This is a genomic window from Streptomyces sp. NPDC048191 (assembly GCF_040652655.1).
Classification (GTDB): Bacteria; Actinomycetota; Actinomycetes; order Streptomycetales; family Streptomycetaceae; genus Streptomyces.
Genome location: NZ_JBEZMO010000025.1, coordinates 1 through 18,669, shown reverse-complemented (window position 1 = coordinate 18,669; position 18,669 = coordinate 1). Strand labels below are relative to the sequence as shown.

Here is an 18,669-nt window from a genome sequence, read left to right as displayed (position 1 = left end):
TCAGTTCACTTCCTGAGCGTTCTTGAGGGTGCGGTAGGCGGCGACGAGGGCGGTGGTGGACGGGTCGAGACCGGGGACCTCTGCGCCCTCGGTCAGGGCGGGCTCGATGCGCTTGGCGAGGACCTTGCCCAGTTCGACGCCCCACTGGTCGAAGGAGTCGATGTTCCACACCGCGCCCTGCACGAAGACCTTGTGTTCGTAGAGGGCGACCAGCTGGCCGAGCACCGACGGGGTCAGCTCGGTCGCGAGGACGGTGGTGGTCGGGTGGTCGCCGTGGAAGGTGCGGTGCGCCACCTGCTCCTCGGGAACGCCCTCCGCGCGGACCTCCTCGGCACTCTTGCCGAAGGCGAGGGCCTGGGTCTGGGCGAAGAAGTTGGCCATCAGCAGGTCGTGCTGCGCCCTGAGTTCACCGCTCAGCTCGGCCACCGGCTCGGCGAAGCCGATGAAGTCGGCCGGGATCAGCTTGGTGCCCTGGTGGATCAACTGGTAGTAGGCGTGCTGCCCGTTGGTGCCGGGGGTGCCCCACACGACCGGCCCGGTCTGCCACTGCACCGGCTTGCCGTCCCGCTGCACCGACTTGCCGTTGGACTCCATGTCCAGCTGCTGGAGGTAGGCGGTGAACTTCGACAGGTAGTGGCTGTACGGCAGCACCGCGTGCGACTGGGCGTCGTGGAAGTTGCCGTACCAGATGCCCAGCAGACCCAGCAGGAGCGGTGCGTTGGCCTCGGCGGGCGCGGTGCGGAAGTGGTCGTCCATCAGCCGGAAGCCGTCGAGCATCTCCCGGAACCGGTCCGGCCCGATCGCGATCATCAGGGACAGGCCGATCGCGGAGTCGTACGAGTACCGGCCGCCGACCCAGTCCCAGAACTCGAACATGTTGTCCGGGTCGATGCCGAACTCGGTGACCTTCCCGGCGTTCGTGGACAGCGCCACGAAGTGCCGGGCGACCGCCTTCTCGTCGCCCTCGAAGGCGTTCAGCAGCCAGGAACGGGCCGAGGTCGCGTTGGTGATCGTCTCGATCGTGGTGAACGTCTTGGACGCGACGATGAACAGCGTCTCGGCCGGGTCCAGGTCACGGGTCGCCTCGTGCAGGTCGGCGCCGTCCACGTTGGAGACGAAACGGAACGTCAGCTCCCGTGCCGTGTAGGGGCGCAGGACCTCGTAGGCCATCGCGGGACCGAGGTCGGACCCGCCGATGCCGATGTTGACGACGTTCCTGATGCGCTTGCCGGTGTGGCCGGTCCAGGCGCCGGAGCGGACGCGGTCGGCGAAGTCGGCCATCTTGTCGAGCACGGCGTGGACCTGCGGGACGACGTTCTCGCCGTCGACCTCGACCACCGCGTCCCGCGCGGCGCGCAGCGCGGTGTGCAGCACCGCGCGGTTCTCGGTGACGTTGATCCTCTCGCCGCGGAACATGGCGTCCCGCAGCGCGAACACGCCCGTGGCGGTGGCGAGTTCCTGGAGCAGGGCCAGGGTCTCGTCGGTGATCAGGTGCTTGCTGTAGTCGATGTACAGGTCGCCGACCCGTACGACGTACCGCTCGGCACGGCCGGGATCCGCCGCGAACAGCTCGCGCAGGTGCGGCTGTCCCTCGGCGCGGTGGTCGGCGAGGGCCGTCCACTCGGGCCGGTTGACGAGCTTGGGAAACTCGGACTCTGCCATCTCAGGCGTTCTCCTTGGCGGCCTCGCCCTTGAGGGCGATGGCGTACATCTCGTCGGCGTCGAGGCGGCGCAGCTCCTCGGCGATGAGTTCGGAGGTGGAGCGGACCTTCAGGGCCAGGGTGCGCGACGGCTGGCCCGGCAGGGTCAGGGTCGCGAGGGGGCCCTCGGGGCGGTCGATGACGATCTCACCGTTCGCGGTGCCGAGGCGCACGGCCGTGACGACCGGGCCCGCGGTGACCACACGGTCCACGTTCACGTGCAGCCGGGCCTCCAGCCAGCGGGCCAGCAGTTCGGCGCTGGGGTTGTCCGCCTCGGCCTCGACGGCCGCCGAGGTCACCTTCGCGCGGGCCTGGTCGAGGGCGGCGGCCAGCATGGACCGCCACAGCGTGAGCCGGGTCCAGGCGAGGTCGGTGTCGCCGGGGGCGTAGTTGCGGGCCCGGGTGTCCAGGACCTCCATCGGCCGCAGAGCCGCGTACAGGTCGGTGATCCGGCGCTGCGCGAGCGCACCGAGCGGGTCCTCGGACGGGGCGTCGGGCGCGTCCACCGGCCACCACACGACGACGGGCGCGTCCGGCAGCAGCAGCGGCAGGACGACCGAGTCGGCGTGGTCGGACACCTCGCCGTAGGTGCGCAGCACGACCGTCTCGCCGGTGCCGGCCTCGGAGCCGACCCGGACCTCGGCGTCGAGCCGGGAGTGGGTGCGGTCGCGCAGGGTGCGGGCGTGCCGCTTGATGACCACCAGGGTGCGCGAGGGGTGCTCGTGCGAGGCCTCCTCGGCGGCCTTGATCGAGTCGTAGGCGTTTTCCTCGTCCGTGACGATGACCATCGTCAGGACCATGCCCACGGCCGGGGTGCCGATGGCGCGGCGGCCCTGCACCAGCGCCTTGTTGATCTTGCTTGCCGTGGTGTCGGTCAGGTCGATCTTCATGGCCTGCGCCAGCTCCGTCCGTCTCGTGCGAGCATCTCGTCGGCTTCACTCGGTCCCCAGCTGCCCGACGCGTACTGGGCCGGCCTGCCGTGCGCCGCCCAGTACTCCTCGATCGGGTCGAGGATCTTCCAGGACTCTTCCACTTCCTGGTGACGGGGGAACAAATTCGCGTCGCCGAGCAGCACGTCCAGGATGAGCCGCTCGTACGCCTCGGGGCTCGACTCGGTGAACGACTCGCCGTAGGCGAAGTCCATGGAGACGTCCCGGATCTCCATCGAGGTGCCCGGCACCTTGGAGCCGAACCGCACGGTCATGCCCTCGTCGGGCTGGACGCGGATCACGATCGCGTTCTGGCCCAGCTCCTCGGTGGCGGTGGAGTCGAAGGGGGAGTGCGGGGCCCGCTTGAAGACCACCGCGATCTCGGTGACGCGGCGCCCCAGACGCTTGCCGGTGCGCAGGTAGAAGGGGACGCCCGCCCAGCGGCGGTTGTCGATGCCCAGTTTGACGGCGGCGAAGGTGTCGGTCTTCGACTTGGGGTCGATGCCCTCCTCCTGGAGGTAGCCGACGACCTTCTCGCCGCCCTGCCAGGCTTGCGCGTACTGGCCGCGCACGGTGTGGCTGCCGAGGTCCTCCGGCAGCCGCACCGACTTGAGCACCTTCAGCTTCTCGGTGAGCAGCGCCTCCGCGTCGAACGCGATCGGCTCCTCCATGGCGGTGAGCGCCATCAGCTGGAGCAGGTGGTTCTGGATGACGTCACGGGCGGCGCCGATGCCGTCGTAGTAGCCGGCGCGGCCGCCGATGCCGATGTCCTCGGCCATGGTGATCTGGATGTGGTCGACGTACGACCGGTTCCAGATCGGCTCGTACATCTGGTTGGCGAAGCGCAGCGCCAGGATGTTCTGGACGGTCTCCTTGCCGAGGTAGTGGTCGATGCGGAACACCTGGTCCGGCTCGAACACGTCGTGCACGATCGCGTTCAGCTCGCGGGCGCTGGCCAGGTCGTGGCCGAACGGCTTCTCGATGACCGCGCGCCGCCAGGAGCCCTGGGGCGGGCTCGCCAGGCCGTGCTTCTTCAGCTGCTGCACGACCTTCGGGAAGAACTTCGGCGGCACCGAGAGGTAGAACGCGAAGTTGCCGCCGGTGCCGCGGGAGGCGTCCAGCTCCTCGACGGCGTCCTTGAGCTGCTTGAACGCGGTGTCGTCGTCGAAGTCGCCGGGGATGAACCGCATGCCCTCGGCGAGCTGCTGCCACACCTCCTCGCGGAACGGGGTGCGGGCGTGCTCGCGCACGGAGTCGTGCACGACCTGTGCGAAGTCCTGGTCCTCCCACTCGCGGCGGGCGAACCCGACGAGGGAGAAGCCCGGCGGCAGCAGACCGCGGTTGGCGAGGTCGTACACCGCGGGCATCAGCTTCTTGCGGGACAGGTCACCGGTCACACCGAAGATGACCAGCCCGGAGGGGCCCGCGATCCGGGGGAGCCGGCGGTCGCGGGTGTCCCGCAGCGGGTTCTCCCAGTCGACGGCCGGGGCCACCGGGACCCGCACCGCGTCGGGTGCGGGTGCCTGGGCGGGTGCGTTCTCGGTCATCGGGCGTCAACTCCCTTGCTCTTCAGGGACGTCGCGACGGCGTCCAGCAGTTCCTGCCAGGCCGCCTCGAACTTGGCGACGCCCTCGTCCTCCAGCTGCTGGACGACCTCCTCGTAGGAGATGCCGAGCCCTTCCACGGCGGCCAGGTCGGCGCGGGCCTGTGGGTAGCCGCCGGTCACCGTGTCGCCGGTGATCTCGCCGTGGTCGGCGACGGCGTTCAGGGTGGCCTCGGGCATGGTGTTGACGGTGCCCGGCGCGACCAGCTCGTCCACGTACAGGGTGTCCTTGTAGGCGGGGTCCTTCACACCCGTGGAGGCCCACAGCGGACGCTGCTTGTTCGCCTTGTCCCCGGCGAGCGAGACCCAGCGCGCGGAGGTGAAGACCTCCTCGTACGCCTCGTAGGCCAGGCGGGCGTTGGCGAGGGCGGCGCGGCCCTTGAGGGCGAGGGCCTCGTCGGTGCCGAGGGCGGTCAGCCGCTTGTCGATCTCGGAGTCCACACGGGAGACGAAGAAGGACGCCACCGAGTGGATGGTGGAGAGGTCGATGCCGCGCTCGCGGGCCTTCTCCAGACCGGCCAGGTAGGCGGCCATGACCTCGCGGTAGCGCTCCAGGGAGAAGATCAGCGTCACGTTGACGCTGATGCCGAGGCCGATGACCTCGGTGATCGCCGGCAGGCCCGCCTTCGTCGCCGGGATCTTGATCATCACGTTGGGGCGGTCGACCAGCCAGGCGAGCTGCTTGGCCTCGGCGACGGTGGCCTCGGTCTCGTGGGCGAGGCGCGGGTCGACCTCGATGGAGACCCGGCCGTCCCGGCCGGCGGAGGCGTCGTACACGTCACGCAGGATGTCGGCGGCGTCGCGCACGTCGGCGGTGGTCATCATCCGTACGGCCTCGTCCACCGTCACGCCCCGTACGGCGAGGTCGGTGAGCTGCTCCTCGTAGCCCTCTCCGGACCCGATGGCGGCCTGGAAGATCGACGGGTTCGTGGTGACACCGACGGCGCTTCCGCTCGCCACCAGCTCGGCGAGGCTGCCCGAGGTGATCCGCTTGCGGGACAGGTCGTCCAGCCAGATCGACACGCCCTCGTCGGCGAGGCGCTTGAGGGCTCCCGGGGTGGCGATTGCTTCGGTCACAGTGATCATCTTTCTTTCGTGAAGGTATCGCGTCGGTGTCAGGCGCGCGCGGCGGCGAGCGACTCGCGGGCCGCCGCGGCGACGTTCTCGGGGGTGAAGCCGAACTCGGCGAACAGGGTCCCCGCGTCCGCGGAGGCGCCGAAGTGCTCGAGGGAGACGATGCGGCCGGCGTCGCCCACGTACCGGTACCAGGTGAGACCGATCCCGGCCTCGACGGCCACCCGGGCCTTCACGGCCGGCGGCAGCACGCGCTCGCGGTACTCGCGCGGCTGCTCCTCGAACCACTCCACGGACGGCATCGACACCACGCGCGTGCCGATCCCCTCGGCCTGGAGCAGTTCCCGCGCGGCCACGGCCAGCTGCACCTCGGAGCCCGTCGCGATGACGATCACCTCCGGGACCTCGGTCGAGGACTCGCGCAGCACATAGCCGCCCTTGGCCGCGTCCTCGTTCGGCGCGTACACCGGCACGCCCTGGCGGGTGAGCGCGAGCCCGTGCGGGGCGGGATGCGTGGCGTGCCTCTTCAGGATCTCGGCCCAGGCCACCGCGGTCTCGTTGGCGTCGGCCGGGCGGACGACGTTCAGGCCCGGGATCGCGCGCAGCGAGGCCAGGTGCTCGACCGGCTGGTGGGTGGGGCCGTCCTCGCCGAGGCCGATGGAGTCGTGCGTCCACACGTACGTCACCGGCAGCTGCATCAGCGCCGACATGCGCACCGCGTTGCGCATGTAGTCGGAGAAGACCAGGAAGGTGCCGCCGTAGACGCGGGTGTTGCCGTGCAGGGCGATGCCGTTCATCTCGGCGGCCATGGAGAACTCGCGGATGCCGAAGTGCACGGTACGGCCGTACGGGTCGGCCTCGGGCAGCGGGTTGCCCTCGGGCAGGAAGGAGCTTTCCTTGTCGATGGTCGTGTTGTTCGACCCGGCGAGGTCGGCGGAGCCGCCCCACAGCTCCGGGATCACCGGGCCGAGGGCCTGCAGTACCTTGCCGGAGGCGGCGCGGGTGGCGACGGACCTGCCCTCCTCGAACACCGGCAGCGCGTCCTGCCAGCCCTCGGGCAGCTCGCCCTTGCTGATCCGCTCGAACAGTTCGGCGCGCTCGGGCTGCGCGGCGCGCCACTCGGCGATCCGCTTGTCCCAGGCCGCGTGTGCCTCGGCGCCCCGGTCCAGGGCCCGCCGGGCGTGCGCGAGGACCTCGTCCTCGACCTGGAAGGTCTGCTCCGGGTCGAAACCGAGGAGCCGCTTCGTGGCGGCGATCTCGTCCTCGCCGAGGGCGGAGCCGTGGGAGGCCTCGGTGTTCCGGGCGTTCGGCGCGGGCCAGGCGATGATCGTGCGCATCGCGATGATCGAGGGCCGCTCCGTCTCGGTCCGCGCCGCCTTCAGCGCCGCGTACAGGGCAGGGACGTCGATGTCGCCGTCGGCGGTGGGCTCGACGCGCTGGGTGTGCCAGCCGTAGGCCTCGTACCGCTTCAGCACGTCCTCGGAGAAGGCGGTGGCGGTGTCGCCCTCGATGGAGATGTGGTTGTCGTCGTAGAGGAAGGCCAGGTTGCCGAGCTTCTGGTGGCCGGCGAGGGAGGAGGCCTCCGCGGAGACGCCCTCCTCCAGGTCGCCGTCGGAGACGATCGCCCAGACGGTGTGGTCGAACGGGGAGGTGCCCGCGGGGGCCTCCGGATCGAACAGGCCCCGCTCGTAGCGGGCGGCCATCGCCATGCCCACCGCGTTGGCGACGCCCTGGCCCAGCGGGCCGGTGGTGGTCTCGACGCCGGCGGTGTGCCCGTACTCGGGGTGGCCGGGGGTCTTGGAACCCTGGGTCCGGAACGCCTTCAGGTCGTCCAGCTCCAGCTCGTAGCCGGAGAGGAACAGCTGCGTGTACAGGGTCAGCGAGGTGTGGCCGGGGGAGAGGACGAAGCGGTCGCGGCCGGCCCACTCGGGGTCGGCCGGGTCATGTCGCATCACCTTCTGAAAGATCGTGTACGCGGCAGGTGCCAGGCTCATCGCCGTGCCCGGATGCCCGTTGCCCACCTTCTGGACGGCGTCGGCCGCCAGCAGACGGGCGGTGTCCACGGCACGCCGGTCGAGGTCGGTCCACTCGAAGCCATCGGAAGTCTGCGCGGTCATCTTCAAGAAGTCCTCGTTCAGTGCGGGATTGCTGGCCTGACGCGTTCAAACTTAAAAGTCTGACTTTTTCGGGGGAAGGTCGGGGTGTGTCAGCCTGTGGTGAATCTGGGACAGTGATCACGCGACAGGAACGGCACGAAGAGGACATGGCTGACAGAGCACCCCAAGCGGGCGGCGAGGACGCGGACCGCGTGAGGACCGCGGACGACGACGGCATCAGAACCTTCCCCTTCCCGACCGAGCTGGCCGTCGGCGGCGTGGGCATGCAGGTCGGCCCGATGGGGACCGACCACACCTGGCACGCCGACGCCCCCCTGCACCGCGTCCACCGCATCGACTTCCACGTCGTCATGCTCGTCACCGGCGAGCCCGTACGGCACATGATCGACTTCACCGAGTACGAGGCCGGGCCCGGCGACCTGCTGTGGATCCGCCCCGGACAGGTCCACCGCTTCTCCCGCGAGGCCGTGTACCGCGGAACCGTGCTGACCATGCAGCCCGGCTTTCTGCCGCGTGCCACCGTCGAGGCCACGGGCCTGTACCGCTACGACCTCCCGCCGCTGCTGCATCCCGACCCCGACCGGCTCGCCGCCCTCCAGGCCGCCCTCGACCAGCTGCGGCGCGAGTACGAGGACACCGCCACACTCCCGCTCAGCCTGCACACCGCCGTCCTCAGGCACACCCTCACCGCGTTCCTGCTGCGCCTCGCGCATCTCGCCGCCAGCTCGGCGGAGGCCACCCGGCAGCAGTCGGACAGCACCTTCACCCGTTTCCGCGATGCCGTGGAACACGGTTTCGCCGGCAACCACAGTGTGAGTGCCTACGCCGACGCCCTCGGCTACTCCCGCCGCACCCTCGTCCGCGCCGTCCGCGCCGCCACCGGCGAGACCCCCAAGGGCTTCATCGACAAACGCGTCGTCCTGGAGGCCAAGCGCCTCCTCGCCCACACCGAGCTGCCGATCGGCCGCGTCGGGGTGGCCGTGGGCTTCCCCGACGCGGCGAACTTCAGCAAGTTCTTCCATCTGCACACCGGCCAGACGCCGGTCGCCTTCCGGGCCGAACTGCGCTGACGGCTCAGCAGGCGGCGAGCCACGGCATCCGGCGCGCCGGAGCGTCCCGCGTCCGCATCCGCGTCAACGCCTCGCTCCTCGTGGTGACGCAGGGCGGAAACCGGTGCCGCGCGAGGACCTGGCCGGGAGCCGGGGCGGGTGCGGAGACCTCGGTGATCCGGATGTCGCCGGGTGCCGGCAGCCCGCGCGCCGGGCGGGTGGCGAGGCGGGCCTGAAGTCCCGTACGGGGAAGGAGCGTTGGCGTCGTCACGGCGACGACGCCGGGGGTCGGCCCGTACGGGAAGGCCGACCCCCGGCGCGCGGGCGATCAGTGGCCGAAGTCGAACCAGTTGACGTTCACGAAGTCCGCCGGCTGGCCGCTGGTGAAGGTCAGGTACACGTCGTGCGTTCCGGTGACCGAACTGATGTTGGCCGGGATCGTCCGCCAGGACTGCCAGCCCCCGGTGTTGCCGACCGCGAAGCTGCCGACGGGGGCGTTGGAGCGGCTGTCCAGGCGCACCTCGACCAGTCCGCTGACGCCGCCGGCCGCGCCGCTCGCCACCCGCGCGGAGAACTGGGTGGCGGGCGTGGAGCCGAAGTTCACGCCCTTGTACAGCGCCCAGTCGCCGTTCGCGATCCAGCCGATGTCCTGGCCGCCACCGCTGTCCGTTGTGGTCTCCGTGCCGATGCCGGACTGGCCGTCGTAGGACTCGGCCTGGACGGCGCTGTAGGCGTCGCGGTTGCCGGGCGGCGGGGGAGTGGTGCCGCCGCCGCTGCCCGAGGACTGCAGGACCTGCACGTAGTCGACGACCATCGGGTGCCCGGGTTCCGTGGCGCTGGTCGGGCCGCCGCCGAACGCCGCGGGGAAGCCGCCGCCCATCGCCACGTTCAGGATGACGAAGAACCCGTGGTTCGTGGCGTTGGCCCAGGTCGTGGCGTCCATCTGGTTCGCCGTGACCGTCTGGTAGTTGACGCCGTCGACGGAGAACCGGATCGCCTCCGGACTGACCGAGCGGTCCCACTCCATGGTGTAGGTGTGGAAGCCCGCCTGGCAGGCGGTGCCGGGGCAGGCGGTCGAGTTGCCGAGGCCCGTGGTCTCGTTGCAGGGGCCGCCCGGGTTGGTGCCGCAGTGCATGGTGGCCCAGGTCTTGTTCAGGCCCTGGACGTTCTCCATGACGTCCAGCTCGCCGACGCCCGGCCAGTTCTGGTAGTTGCCGCGGTACGGCGCGCCCAGCATCCAGAACGCGGGCCAGTAGCCGGCGGCCGCGTTCCCCGTCACGTCGGGCATCTGGATCCGGGCCTCCACGCGGAGTTTGCCGCCGGCCGGGGGCTGGAAGTCGGTGCGGGTGGTCTCGATCCGCCCGGAGGTCCAGTTGCCGGAGGCGTCCCGCCGGGGGGTGATGAGCAGGTCGCCGTTGCCGTCGAGCGAGACGTTGTTCGTGCTGGAGGTCATCGTCTCGACCTCGCCGGTGCCCCAGTTCGCGGCCCCGCCCGGGTACGAAGTCCCGGTGTCGTACTGCCAGTCGGAGGTGTTGACGCCGGAGCCCGCCGAACCGTTGAAGTCGTCCAGGAAGACCTGGGACCAGCCCGAGGAGGGCGTGGGGGCGGTGGCGTTCGCGGGCGCGGTGGCGGCCGTGGCGACGGCGGCCGCCAGGCCCAGCGTGGCGACGACGGCTACGAACGCGCGCCGCAGGGGGCGAGGTCTGGGTATGCCGGAGGAATCGCTCATGGGGAGGCCTCTCGGGTACGGGGAGTGTGCGGGGAGCCTCGAAAGGTGCCCCCAGATAGTCCTGAGAGCGCTCTCAAGGTGTCGCCAATGTGCTCCCCGCCCCTACGGCCGTCAAGGCTTGAAGCAAAGAAAGTCCCCTTCACGTAGGGGAGTTCACGGGGTGAAGCCGCCCGTACCGCCGCAGACCGCGCTGCCCGCCTGCCAGGCGGCCCAGGACAGGTGCCAGCCGTTGAGTCCGTTGGCCCGATCGGCGGTCCTCTCTCCCGAGTTCCTGACGATCACCACGTCACCGGGCACCGAGCTCTCGTAGAACGTGCAGGTCTACTTCGGCGGAAAGTTGGGACACCGGTCCCGTCCGCTGGGGTGCGGCGCCGCCGGATCACCGCTCGCGCTGCTCCGGCCGCCAGCCCAGCGCCCGGGAGATCCCCCGCGCCGCCAGCCGGACCGCCGGGGCCAGCGCCGGCACCTGGGCACCCGCCCGGGGCACCACCACCGACACCGCCGCGACCACGTCCCCGCCCGGCCCGCGCACCGGCGCCGCCACCGACAGCGCGTCCTCCGTCACCTGACGTTCACTCACCGCCACACCGGAACGCCGCACTTCGGCGAGCACGCGGCGCAGCAGCACCGGGTCGCTGATCGTGTACGGGGTGAAGGCGGCGAGCGGACCCGCGCAGTACTCCTCCTGCGCGTCCGGTTCGCCGTGCGCGAGGAGGACGAGCCCGACGCCGGTCGCGTGCAGCGGCCAGCGGGCGCCGACCCGGATGTGCACACCCACCGCCGAACGGCCAGACAGCCACTCGATGTAGACGACCTCCGCCCCGTCCCGCACCGCCAACTGCACGTTCTCGTGCGTCGCTTCGTACAGGTCCTCCAGGTACGGCACCGCCAGCTGTCTGAGCCCGAGACCACGCGGGGCGAGCGCTGCCACCTCCCACAGCCGCAGCCCCACGTGGTACACCCCGGACGCGTCGCGTTCCAGCGCGCCCCACGCGGTCAGGGTGCCCGCCAGCCGGTGCGCGGTGGTCAGGCTGAGCCCGGCCCGGCGGCTGATGTCGGTCAGGCACAGGGCGGGGTGCTCGTGGTCGAACGCGGCGAGCACGGCCAGCAGCCGGTCGGCCGCCGACCGCTCGCTCACCGACACCCCCACCCCTCTCGCCGTACGTCCCGGCCGGATCGTAACCGACGTCCCCCTGCGCCGCCGATCACCAAGTGGCCTCTTCAGGCGCCGGTGTGGAGGTAGGCCGCCCACAGGGTCGGAGCGGCCCGGTAGGTGTCACGGGCGGCGCGCAGGCAGCGGTGCAGGGTGAGTGCCGGGTGCGGTGGAGGAGCCGTACGGCGGTCCGTCGGTTCGGCCGGGTGGTAGAAGGCGGCCGCGAGACGGGCCGCGAAGACGTCGTTGACCGGCCACAGGGTGCCGATCACCTCGGGGAAACCGGCCAGCTGGAAGGCGCTCGTGATGTGGATGGCCTCGTCGACCAGCCGTACGGCGTTGCGCGCGGTGTCGCAGGCCGACAGGAAGGCCAGCCGGGAGCCGCTCAGCTCCATCCGGGAGATGTCCTGGACGGTCAGCGGGTCGTCGGCGTGGTCGTGGAGCAGCAGCCTGCTGAGCGACGGGTCGGACGCTTCACTGACGGCGTGGCAGGCGAAGTGCACACCGCGGTGCCGGTCCATCGCCGCACGCACGGCCGCCGATGTCGCCTCCGCCCCGCTGAGTACCGTCGCCCGCTGCGCGCGCAGCGACTCGGCCTCCCGCTGCGCACCCGGCAGTGGGCGCGCCCCGGGCGTACGGGGCATGGCGACGACCAGCAGACCTTCCTCGGCGGGCGGAGCCGTGGTCCGCCCGCGGGCATGGACGAGCGCCCGGATGGTGGGCGTGTAGGAGGACGCCACCCGGTCGAGGACCGTACGGGGGCGGGCGCCGTCCTCGCCGGCGCCGTCGTGGTGCCCGGCGGCGTGCAGCGGCAGGAAGGTGAGCTGCCCGGTCGGCGACCACCAGACCCTGGGCGGCGCGCCGCCTTCCGGGCCGTCCGCTCCCGGGCCGAGGAGCCCGAGCGCTTCGAGCCGGTCCAGCGCCGGTCCGGTGACGGTGTCCCAGAGCCAGCCCAGGACGCTGTGGACGGTCCGTTGGGCGGCTCGCTCGTCCGCTCCCGCGGCGGCGTCCACGACGGCCCGGTCGAGCCGCGTCACCTGCTCGTCGACCGCCTGCGGGGTGAGGCCGGGCAGGGACACCGTATCGACGCCGTCCCGGGTGACGAGCAGGGCGTCGGAGCGGTACGCACTGACGTTGACGACCACGATCGGTCCGTCGGCGGCGGCCCGCAGCAGTGCTCCGGCGTCCGGTGAGCCGAGGAAGTTCCCGAAGCCGGGCAGTGCCCGGATGCGGCCGAGCACGTCCTCCCAGGCGCTCGTCGCCGACCGGGACGCCCGCGTGGCCGCGGTCGGCGCCGTGGCGGTGGGCGCGGGCACGGTGTCCTCGGGGCCGCCGTCCCGCTGCTCCGCGGTCAGCCGGGCGAACTCCGCGGCGAGGTCCGGGTACTGCTCGCGCAGTGCCGCCAGATCACCGCTGCCGTCGATCGCCCGGGTGAACAGGACCCCGCGGCCCTGTTCGAGGATCCGCAGCGCGCCCAGCGGATCCCCGGTCGTCAGAGCGCATGCCGCGGCGTCGGTGGCCAGGCCCATGTGCCGGCCGAGCCCGTACTCCTGGTCGTGCCGGGCCAGAGAGTGCGGGGCCACCCTCGGCAGCAGGTCCACCGCGAGCGCGAACGCGTCGCGCGCCTCGGCCCACCGGCTCTCGGCGGCCAGCAACGCCCCCCAGTTCCGGGCGTCCTCCACGCGGTCCAGGGGCGGCGAGGCCTCTGTCAGCGCGGCCTCCCGGTAGGCATCGAGCGCTTCCTGCCGGGCCGCGTCGTCTCCGTGCAGGTCGGCCTTCCTGCGCAGGGCGAACGCCAGGTTGCTCAGTCGTGAGGCCCGCAGGTTCCGGCCTTCCGGCACCATGGTCGCGGCCTGCCGCAGCAGCCCCACCGCCTCGTCCAGGTCGGCAGGGTCGCCGGCCGATTCCGACCGCAGCCTCAGGGCCACGGCCAGGTTGTTGCGGTAGCTCCCCAGGTAGGCGTCCTCGGTGTGGCCGGTGTCCCGGACCAGGGCGACAGCCCGCCGGTAGAGGGCGATCGACTCGTCGAGTGCGGCCGCGTCCCCCGCGCGCTGGAAGACCATCCGCAACGCTCCCGCGAGGCTCTCCAGCCGGCTGGCCCGCTCCGCGTGCCCCTCCGGGGTGAGGTCGACGGCCTGCCGGTACAGGCCGACCGCCTCCACGAGCGGTTCCGTGGTGTCGGTGCGCTGGGTGACGTCGGTGAGGATCTCGGCGAGCACGGTCATGCGGTGAGCCCGGCCGGCGTAGCCGGGCGGGGTGAGTTCGAGCGCCTCGCGGGTGACGTTCATGGCCTCGACCAGCGCCCCGGAGTCGCCCACGCTGCGGTAGCGGGCGGTGAGCGCGTAGGCGAGCTGCATCAGCCTGTCGGCGCGCCCGGGGCCGTCCGGGGGGAGCGCGGCCAGGACCTCCCGGTGCAGCGCCAGCGACTCCTCCAGGATTTCCGGCCGGGGAACGTAGCGGAACCACGAGCGCAGGACGTGCGCGAGGGCGCCCTGGGCGGACAGCCACGTCGGGGTTCCCCGCTCCGCGAGAGCGGCGGCCTCGCGGGCCAGGCCGACGGCTTCCTCCACCAGTTCCGGTGCCTGGCCCCGGTAGTGGTCCAGCGCCAGCAGATCGACGGCGAGGTTCATCCGGACGACCGCGTAGACCCGGTGACCGGGCGGCGCGCTCGCCACCGCCTGCCGGCGCAGGTCGATCGCCTCCCGAAGGACCGCAGGGTCGGCGCGGCGCTCGAAGTCGGTCATGAGCGCCGCCGCCAGGGCGTTGAGCAGGCCGATCCGGTCGACGGGGTCCCCGGCCGCCTCGCGCAGCCCCCGGCGCAGCACCAGGATCGCCTCGTCCAGATCCGCCTGGCGGTCCCTGTTCTTGGCGAGGTCGTGCAGGACCTCGCCCAGCGCGCCGAGCGCGGCGGGACGGAGCGAGCCGTCGTCGGGTGCGGCCGCCACGGCGGCCCGCCCGGCCTCGACCGCCCGGTGCAGGGCCTCGGTCCCACCGGTGATCTCGTACCGCAGGTGGCATGCCTTGCTCAGGCTGGTCAGCGCTGCCCAGCGGTTGGGGTTCGACGTGGAGAGGGTGGCCACGGCCTCGTCGAAGAGATCCACCGCCTCGTCGAGGACGGCCAGGTCCCGCGTCCGTTCGGCGGTGTCCGTCAGCGCGTCGGCCGTCAGGGCCAGCACGGTGCCGCGCTGCGGTTCGTCCCTGGGGGTGAGGGCCACCGCCTTGCGGCCCGTCACGACGATGAGGCGCAGGTCGTCCGGATCGGCCGCCAGCCGGTACCGGGTGTGGAGCGCCATGAGCAGGTTCCGCCGGTGTTCCCCCTCACCCGGCATCCCGCTCCGCTCGATGGCCGCGTAGAGCAGGTTGTCGATGGCGCAGTCCAGGTAGCGGCGGTCGCCGGTCTCGTAGTACTCCTCCATCAGCCCGATGGCGAAGCCGCTCCACTCGGCCGCGCTCGCGCCGATGCGTTCGACGTGTTCGCGTACGACGTCGGGCACGACACCCGGGTGGGTGACCGTCAGCGGCAGCAGGTGCAGACCCGCGAGACGCAGCTCCCGCATGGCGTCGACACCGAACGGCAACTCGGCGAAGCGCCAGAAGCTCAGCATTCCGATCCAGTACATGGCCTCCGCGTCCTGACGCCCACGCAGGAGCCCGACCAGGCGGTCGGCTTCCTCCGACGCCTCCGGATCCAGGACCACGGCCGGGTCACGGTCCTCCTGGCACCGCCGTACCCGTTCCCGCAGTCGCGCCACGAGGCGGTCGCGGCGCTCGGTCCAGTCGTCCTGTGCACCGTCCGTCATCGCTGTTCCCCTCAGGTGTCCGTCAGGTGTCCTTGCGCAACGACTTCGTGACCTGTTCGCCCACCTCTCGCGTCAGCCGCTGCGGGCACTCGAAGCCCAGGGCCCGCGCCAGTTCGGCGCCATGGACGTCCACCACGGACTCCACCAGCAGGGCGAGCACCTCCGCGGTCGCCCTGCCGCGCCACCACCCCGCCGCGCCCACCAGGCAGGCGATCACCGCGGCGGGCCACCACCACACGGCCAGTACGGCGTAACCACCGGCCCACGCGATCAGCTGGGCGGCGGTGGAGAAGGCGGCCCGTGCCCGGTGCAGGTCCGAACGGGCACTGTCGGGGAGGACCAGCCACAGGCGGGGCCAGGCCGAGACGAGGTCCAAGTCGTACGTCTCGTGCACACGGGTTTGCGCGGCAGCCAGCCGGTCGCCCATCCAGGTCGGATGGCACGGCTCGCACAGCGAGATCCGGTTGCGCACGGCATAGGCGCGTTCTGCCCGGCGGATCAGCGCCTGCCGCTCGTCCGCGACGGCGGAACGTCCGGCTCGCGCCGCCGCCAGATGAGCGCCGTGGGCCGCCTGCGCCGCCGTCCGGTACCGCGCACGCCGGCGTCGGGTGAGCCGCGCGACCGGCCCGGTCGCGTCGGGGTCACCCTCGATCAGCCATGCCCGTTCCACCAGGCCCCCGAGTCCGCGGGCCGTGACCGCGGCGCCCGCGGCGCAGGCCAGCGCCATGAAGGCGGCCAGCAGCACCGCCCCGGGGCTGTGCCCGGCTGCGCCCGCCGCCAGCGCCGCGAGCCGCCGGCGCGCCTGCGGTGCCGGATACCAGGGGTGTTGGCCGAGTGCGGAGGCGAGGACGGCGACCGCCACGTACAGCAGGCCCGGCAACGCCAGTGCCGCGGCCCAGCGCTCGGCGAGTTTCCCGCCGAGCGCGCCGAGCACGCCGGTGGTCACGCGATGCGGTCGCGTCGCAGGGCCCGCTGCCACACCGCGCACACGGGAGGGTCCTCCCGCGCCCCGGGGGGCAGTTCGACGCGAGGGCACCGCCCGGTGGGGCACACCAGGGCCTCCAGCACCGGGTGCCCGCCCGCAAAGGCTCCCGGCAGCAGGGAGAACACGGGGTCCGAGCCGGTGCGGTAGGAGCCCGGCCCACCGACGTAACCGGCGCGCAGCAGGAGATCGTCCAGCAGGTCGAGCCCGGCCGTCGCGTCCTGGCCGGAGCGCACCAGGTCGAGCACCCGCTCGGACGCCGCGGCGAGCTGCGGATCGGTGGCCAACGGCCCCGTACCGTCGGCCAGTCGGGCGCACAATCGGCCCAGGCGTGCGTCGGCCCCCTCGCCCTCGGACGGTCCGTCGACGGTCACTGGCGTACCCCCTGTCCGGCGCACCTGCGGACGCCGGACGCGACCGCCACCACCCGTCAAATCTATCGCGATGCAGGTCCGGCGAACGGACCCGGAGCCCCTGCCGACCCGGAGGGCCCCAACAGCCCCCTGGACCGTCCCCTGGCTCAACGAACGGACGACAGGGGGCAGTTCCCCTCTGGACCGGCGGACGTCGGTCCCGCCCGCTGGTCCCGCCCGCTGATCCCGCGCGTCTCCGCGCACGCGCCGCACCCGCTCGCGGCCGTCCACCGGACACGGAATTCACCGTGCGATCCTTCAGCCTGTGCCACATGCGATCCTGCAGCCGGTGCCGGGGTGGTCGTGGCGGGAGCAGAGGGAAGGGTGCAGAAGGTGAAGCTGACGATTCTGGGCGGCGGCGGGTTCCGGGTACCGCTCGTCCACGGTGCGCTGCTGACCGACCGCACCGAAGGGCAGGTCACCGAGGTCGTCCTGCACGACCTGGACGACCGTCGGCTGCACGCCGTACGCCGGGTACTGGACGAGCAGGCCGCCGGCGTCCCGGACGCGCCCCGGGTGACCGCCACCACCGACCTCGACGAGGCGCTCGCCGGCGCCGACTTCGTCTTCTCCGCGATCCGCGTCGGCGGCCTGGAGGGCCGGGCGAACGACGAGCGGGTGGCGCTCGCCGAGGGCGTGCTCGGCCAGGAGACCGTCGGCGCGGGCGGCATCGCCTACGGCCTGCGGACCGTCCCCGTCGCCGTCGACATCGCGAGGAGGGTCGCGCGCCTCGCCCCCGATGCCTGGGTCATCAATTTCACCAACCCGGCCGGCCTGGTCACCGAGGCCATGTCCCGGCACCTCGGCGAGCGCGTCATCGGCATCTGCGACTCACCCGTCGGGCTCGGCCGCCGCATCGCCCGCGTCCTCGGCGCCGATCCGCAGGAGACCTTCATCGACTACGTCGGCCTCAACCACCTCGGCTGGGTGCGTGGCGTGCGTGTCGCCGGGCGCGACGAACTCCCGCGCCTGCTCGCCGACCCCGCCCTGCTCGGCTCCTTCGAGGAGGGGAAGCTGTTCGGCGTCGACTGGCTGCGGTCGCTCGGCGTGATCCCCAACGAGTACCTGCACTACTACTACTTCAACCGGGAAGCCGTCCGCGCCTACCAGGACGCCGAGCAGACCCGGGGTGCCTTCCTGCGTGACCAGCAGGCCCGTTTCTACGACGAGGCCCTGCGCACCGACCGGTCCGCGCTGGACCTGTGGGACCGCACCCGCGCCGAACGCGAGGCCACCTACATGGCCGAGAACCGGGAGAGCGCCGGCGCGGGCGAACGCGAGGCCGAGGACCTGTCCGGCGGCTACGAGAAGGTCGCGCTCGCCCTGATGCGCGCCATCGCCCGCGACGAGCGGACCACGCTGATCCTCAACGTGCGCAACGGGAAGACGTTTTCGGCGCTCGACGGTGACGCGGTGATCGAGGTCCCCTGCCTGGTCGACGCGGGCGGCGCCCGTCCGCTCGCCGCCGGCCCGCTGCCCTCCCACGCCACCGGGCTGGTCTGCTCGGTCAAGGCCGTCGAACGGGAGGTGCTCGCCGCCGCCGAGTCCGGCTCCCGGCAGACGGCCGTGAAGGCCTTCGCGCTGCACCCGCTGGTCGACTCGGTCAATGTGGCCCGCAGACTCGTCGAGAGGTACGCCGAGGTCCATCCTGGCCTGGCATATCTGAAGTAAACCTCAGCCTGTTCCGCGCCCCGCGCGTCCCCGACCCCGAGGCGGACCAGGGCCGGCACCGTTTCACCTGTGCGCTGCTGCCCGGCGCGAGCATCGAGGACGCGGTCGCCGAGGGCTACGCCCTCAACCTCCCGCTCCGGGTGGCGCCGAGGTCACGGACCTGCTGGAGCAGACGCTGGGTGACGCGCGGACCGATGCGGACGGCGTCGTCCCGGCCGAGGTGCGGCCCTTCCAGGTCCTGACCCTGCGGCCACGGCGGGGACAGGCGCACCGGGACTCACATGAACAGAGACGGTGGCCCTGGCCCGTGGCCTGGGCAGTCCGACCCGGCCGGCCCGCGAAGCCGCCGCGGGGCGGGGCGCGGCCCCCCCCCCCCCCCCCCCCCCCCCCCCACCCCCCCCCCCCCCCCCCCCGGGACCGCCCCCCGCGCTAACGCCGGCAACTAATCT

At 72.3% G+C, this 18,669-nt stretch carries 14 protein-coding genes and 1 pseudogene; 3 read left to right on the top strand and 12 right to left on the bottom strand.

The window, feature by feature from the left end; all coding sequences use genetic code 11:
* From pgi to tkt, 5 genes are read right to left on the bottom strand one after another with little or no spacing between them, the layout of a single operon-like run.
* Positions 1-1,662, bottom strand: a complete 1,662-nt coding sequence (gene pgi / locus AB0D93_RS31080; RefSeq protein ID WP_362126424.1) for a glucose-6-phosphate isomerase — start codon at positions 1,660-1,662, stop codon at positions 1-3.
* Between the two features lies 1 nt (position 1,663).
* Positions 1,664-2,590 carry a glucose-6-phosphate dehydrogenase assembly protein OpcA gene (gene opcA / locus AB0D93_RS31075; RefSeq protein ID WP_362126421.1) on the bottom strand — a complete coding sequence of 309 codons (927 nt, stop codon included), beginning with the start codon at positions 2,588-2,590 and terminating at the stop codon, positions 1,664-1,666.
* The gene (gene zwf, locus AB0D93_RS31070; protein ID WP_362126418.1) at positions 2,587-4,176 is read right to left on the bottom strand and encodes a glucose-6-phosphate dehydrogenase; all 1,590 of its coding nucleotides are present in this window, start codon (positions 4,174-4,176) and stop codon (positions 2,587-2,589) included. The genes opcA and zwf overlap by 4 nt, the downstream gene beginning before the upstream one ends.
* Positions 4,173-5,318, bottom strand: a complete 1,146-nt coding sequence (gene tal / locus AB0D93_RS31065) for a transaldolase (RefSeq protein ID WP_362126415.1) — start codon at positions 5,316-5,318, stop codon at positions 4,173-4,175. Before tal ends, zwf begins: the two co-directional genes overlap by 4 nt.
* Positions 5,319-5,347: 29 nt before the next feature.
* Positions 5,348-7,423: a transketolase gene (gene tkt / locus AB0D93_RS31060; protein WP_362126413.1), complete on the bottom strand. Its 2,076-nt coding sequence runs from the start codon at positions 7,421-7,423 to the stop codon at positions 5,348-5,350.
* Positions 7,424-7,569: 146 nt separating this feature from the next.
* Here tkt and AB0D93_RS31055 point away from each other — a divergent pair, with 146 nt between their 5' ends.
* A complete protein-coding gene (locus AB0D93_RS31055; protein ID WP_362126410.1) occupies positions 7,570-8,493 on the top strand; it encodes an AraC family transcriptional regulator in 924 nt (307 codons plus the stop codon).
* A gap of 4 nt (positions 8,494-8,497) precedes the next feature.
* Here the strand turns inward: AB0D93_RS31055 and AB0D93_RS31050 are convergent, their stop codons facing one another.
* The 7 genes from AB0D93_RS31050 to AB0D93_RS31020 all read right to left on the bottom strand — a co-directional run bounded on the left by AB0D93_RS31050 (position 8,498) and on the right by AB0D93_RS31020 (position 16,510).
* Positions 8,498-8,743 (bottom strand): hypothetical protein, encoded by a 246-nt coding sequence (locus tag AB0D93_RS31050; RefSeq protein WP_362126407.1) that lies wholly within the window; start codon positions 8,741-8,743, stop codon positions 8,498-8,500.
* Between the two features lie 57 nt (positions 8,744-8,800).
* Positions 8,801-10,201 carry a glycoside hydrolase family 16 protein gene (locus AB0D93_RS31045; protein ID WP_362126404.1) on the bottom strand — a complete coding sequence of 467 codons (1,401 nt, stop codon included), beginning with the start codon at positions 10,199-10,201 and terminating at the stop codon, positions 8,801-8,803.
* Positions 10,202-10,354: 153 nt separating this feature from the next.
* Entirely contained in the window at positions 10,355-10,498 is a 144-nt protein-coding gene (locus AB0D93_RS31040) for a hypothetical protein (protein WP_362126401.1), read from the bottom strand.
* 82 nt (positions 10,499-10,580) lie between these two features.
* Positions 10,581-11,339, bottom strand: a complete 759-nt coding sequence (locus tag AB0D93_RS31035; protein ID WP_362126398.1) for an IclR family transcriptional regulator — start codon at positions 11,337-11,339, stop codon at positions 10,581-10,583.
* Positions 11,340-11,422: 83 nt separating this feature from the next.
* Positions 11,423-15,154: a CHAT domain-containing protein gene (locus AB0D93_RS31030; protein WP_362126396.1), complete on the bottom strand. Its 3,732-nt coding sequence runs from the start codon at positions 15,152-15,154 to the stop codon at positions 11,423-11,425.
* 22 nt (positions 15,155-15,176) lie between these two features.
* Positions 15,177-16,100, bottom strand: coding sequence for a hypothetical protein (locus AB0D93_RS31025; protein WP_362126393.1), 924 nt, complete (start codon positions 16,098-16,100; stop codon positions 15,177-15,179).
* The gene (locus AB0D93_RS31020) at positions 16,097-16,510 is read right to left on the bottom strand and encodes a hypothetical protein (RefSeq protein WP_362126390.1); all 414 of its coding nucleotides are present in this window, start codon (positions 16,508-16,510) and stop codon (positions 16,097-16,099) included. The genes AB0D93_RS31025 and AB0D93_RS31020 overlap by 4 nt, the downstream gene beginning before the upstream one ends.
* Before the next feature lie 372 nt (positions 16,511-16,882).
* Here AB0D93_RS31020 and AB0D93_RS31015 point away from each other — a divergent pair, with 372 nt between their 5' ends.
* Positions 16,883-18,220 (top strand): 6-phospho-beta-glucosidase, encoded by a 1,338-nt coding sequence (locus AB0D93_RS31015; RefSeq protein ID WP_362126387.1) that lies wholly within the window; start codon positions 16,883-16,885, stop codon positions 18,218-18,220.
* Positions 18,211-18,653, top strand: a pseudogene (locus AB0D93_RS31010) (hypothetical protein); the annotation flags it as partial. The gene AB0D93_RS31015 and the pseudogene AB0D93_RS31010, both read left to right, overlap by 10 nt.
* Between the last annotated feature and the right edge of the window lie 16 nt (positions 18,654-18,669).

What these genes read in the sequence shown, in the direction of transcription:
- AB0D93_RS31055 (WP_362126410.1), top strand. Translation starts at nt 7,570, where the DNA reads ATGGCTGACAGAGCACCCCAAGCGGGCGGCGAGGACGCGGACCGCGTG.
- AB0D93_RS31030 (WP_362126396.1), bottom strand. Translation starts at nt 15,154, where the DNA reads ATGACGGACGGTGCACAGGACGACTGGACCGAGCGCCGCGACCGCCTC.
- zwf (WP_362126418.1), bottom strand. Translation starts at nt 4,176, where the DNA reads ATGACCGAGAACGCACCCGCCCAGGCACCCGCACCCGACGCGGTGCGG.
- tkt (WP_362126413.1), bottom strand. Translation starts at nt 7,423, where the DNA reads ATGACCGCGCAGACTTCCGATGGCTTCGAGTGGACCGACCTCGACCGG.
- pgi (WP_362126424.1), bottom strand. Translation starts at nt 1,662, where the DNA reads ATGGCAGAGTCCGAGTTTCCCAAGCTCGTCAACCGGCCCGAGTGGACG.
- tal (WP_362126415.1), bottom strand. Translation starts at nt 5,318, where the DNA reads ATGATCACTGTGACCGAAGCAATCGCCACCCCGGGAGCCCTCAAGCGC.
- opcA (WP_362126421.1), bottom strand. Translation starts at nt 2,590, where the DNA reads ATGAAGATCGACCTGACCGACACCACGGCAAGCAAGATCAACAAGGCG.
- AB0D93_RS31045 (WP_362126404.1), bottom strand. Translation starts at nt 10,201, where the DNA reads ATGAGCGATTCCTCCGGCATACCCAGACCTCGCCCCCTGCGGCGCGCG.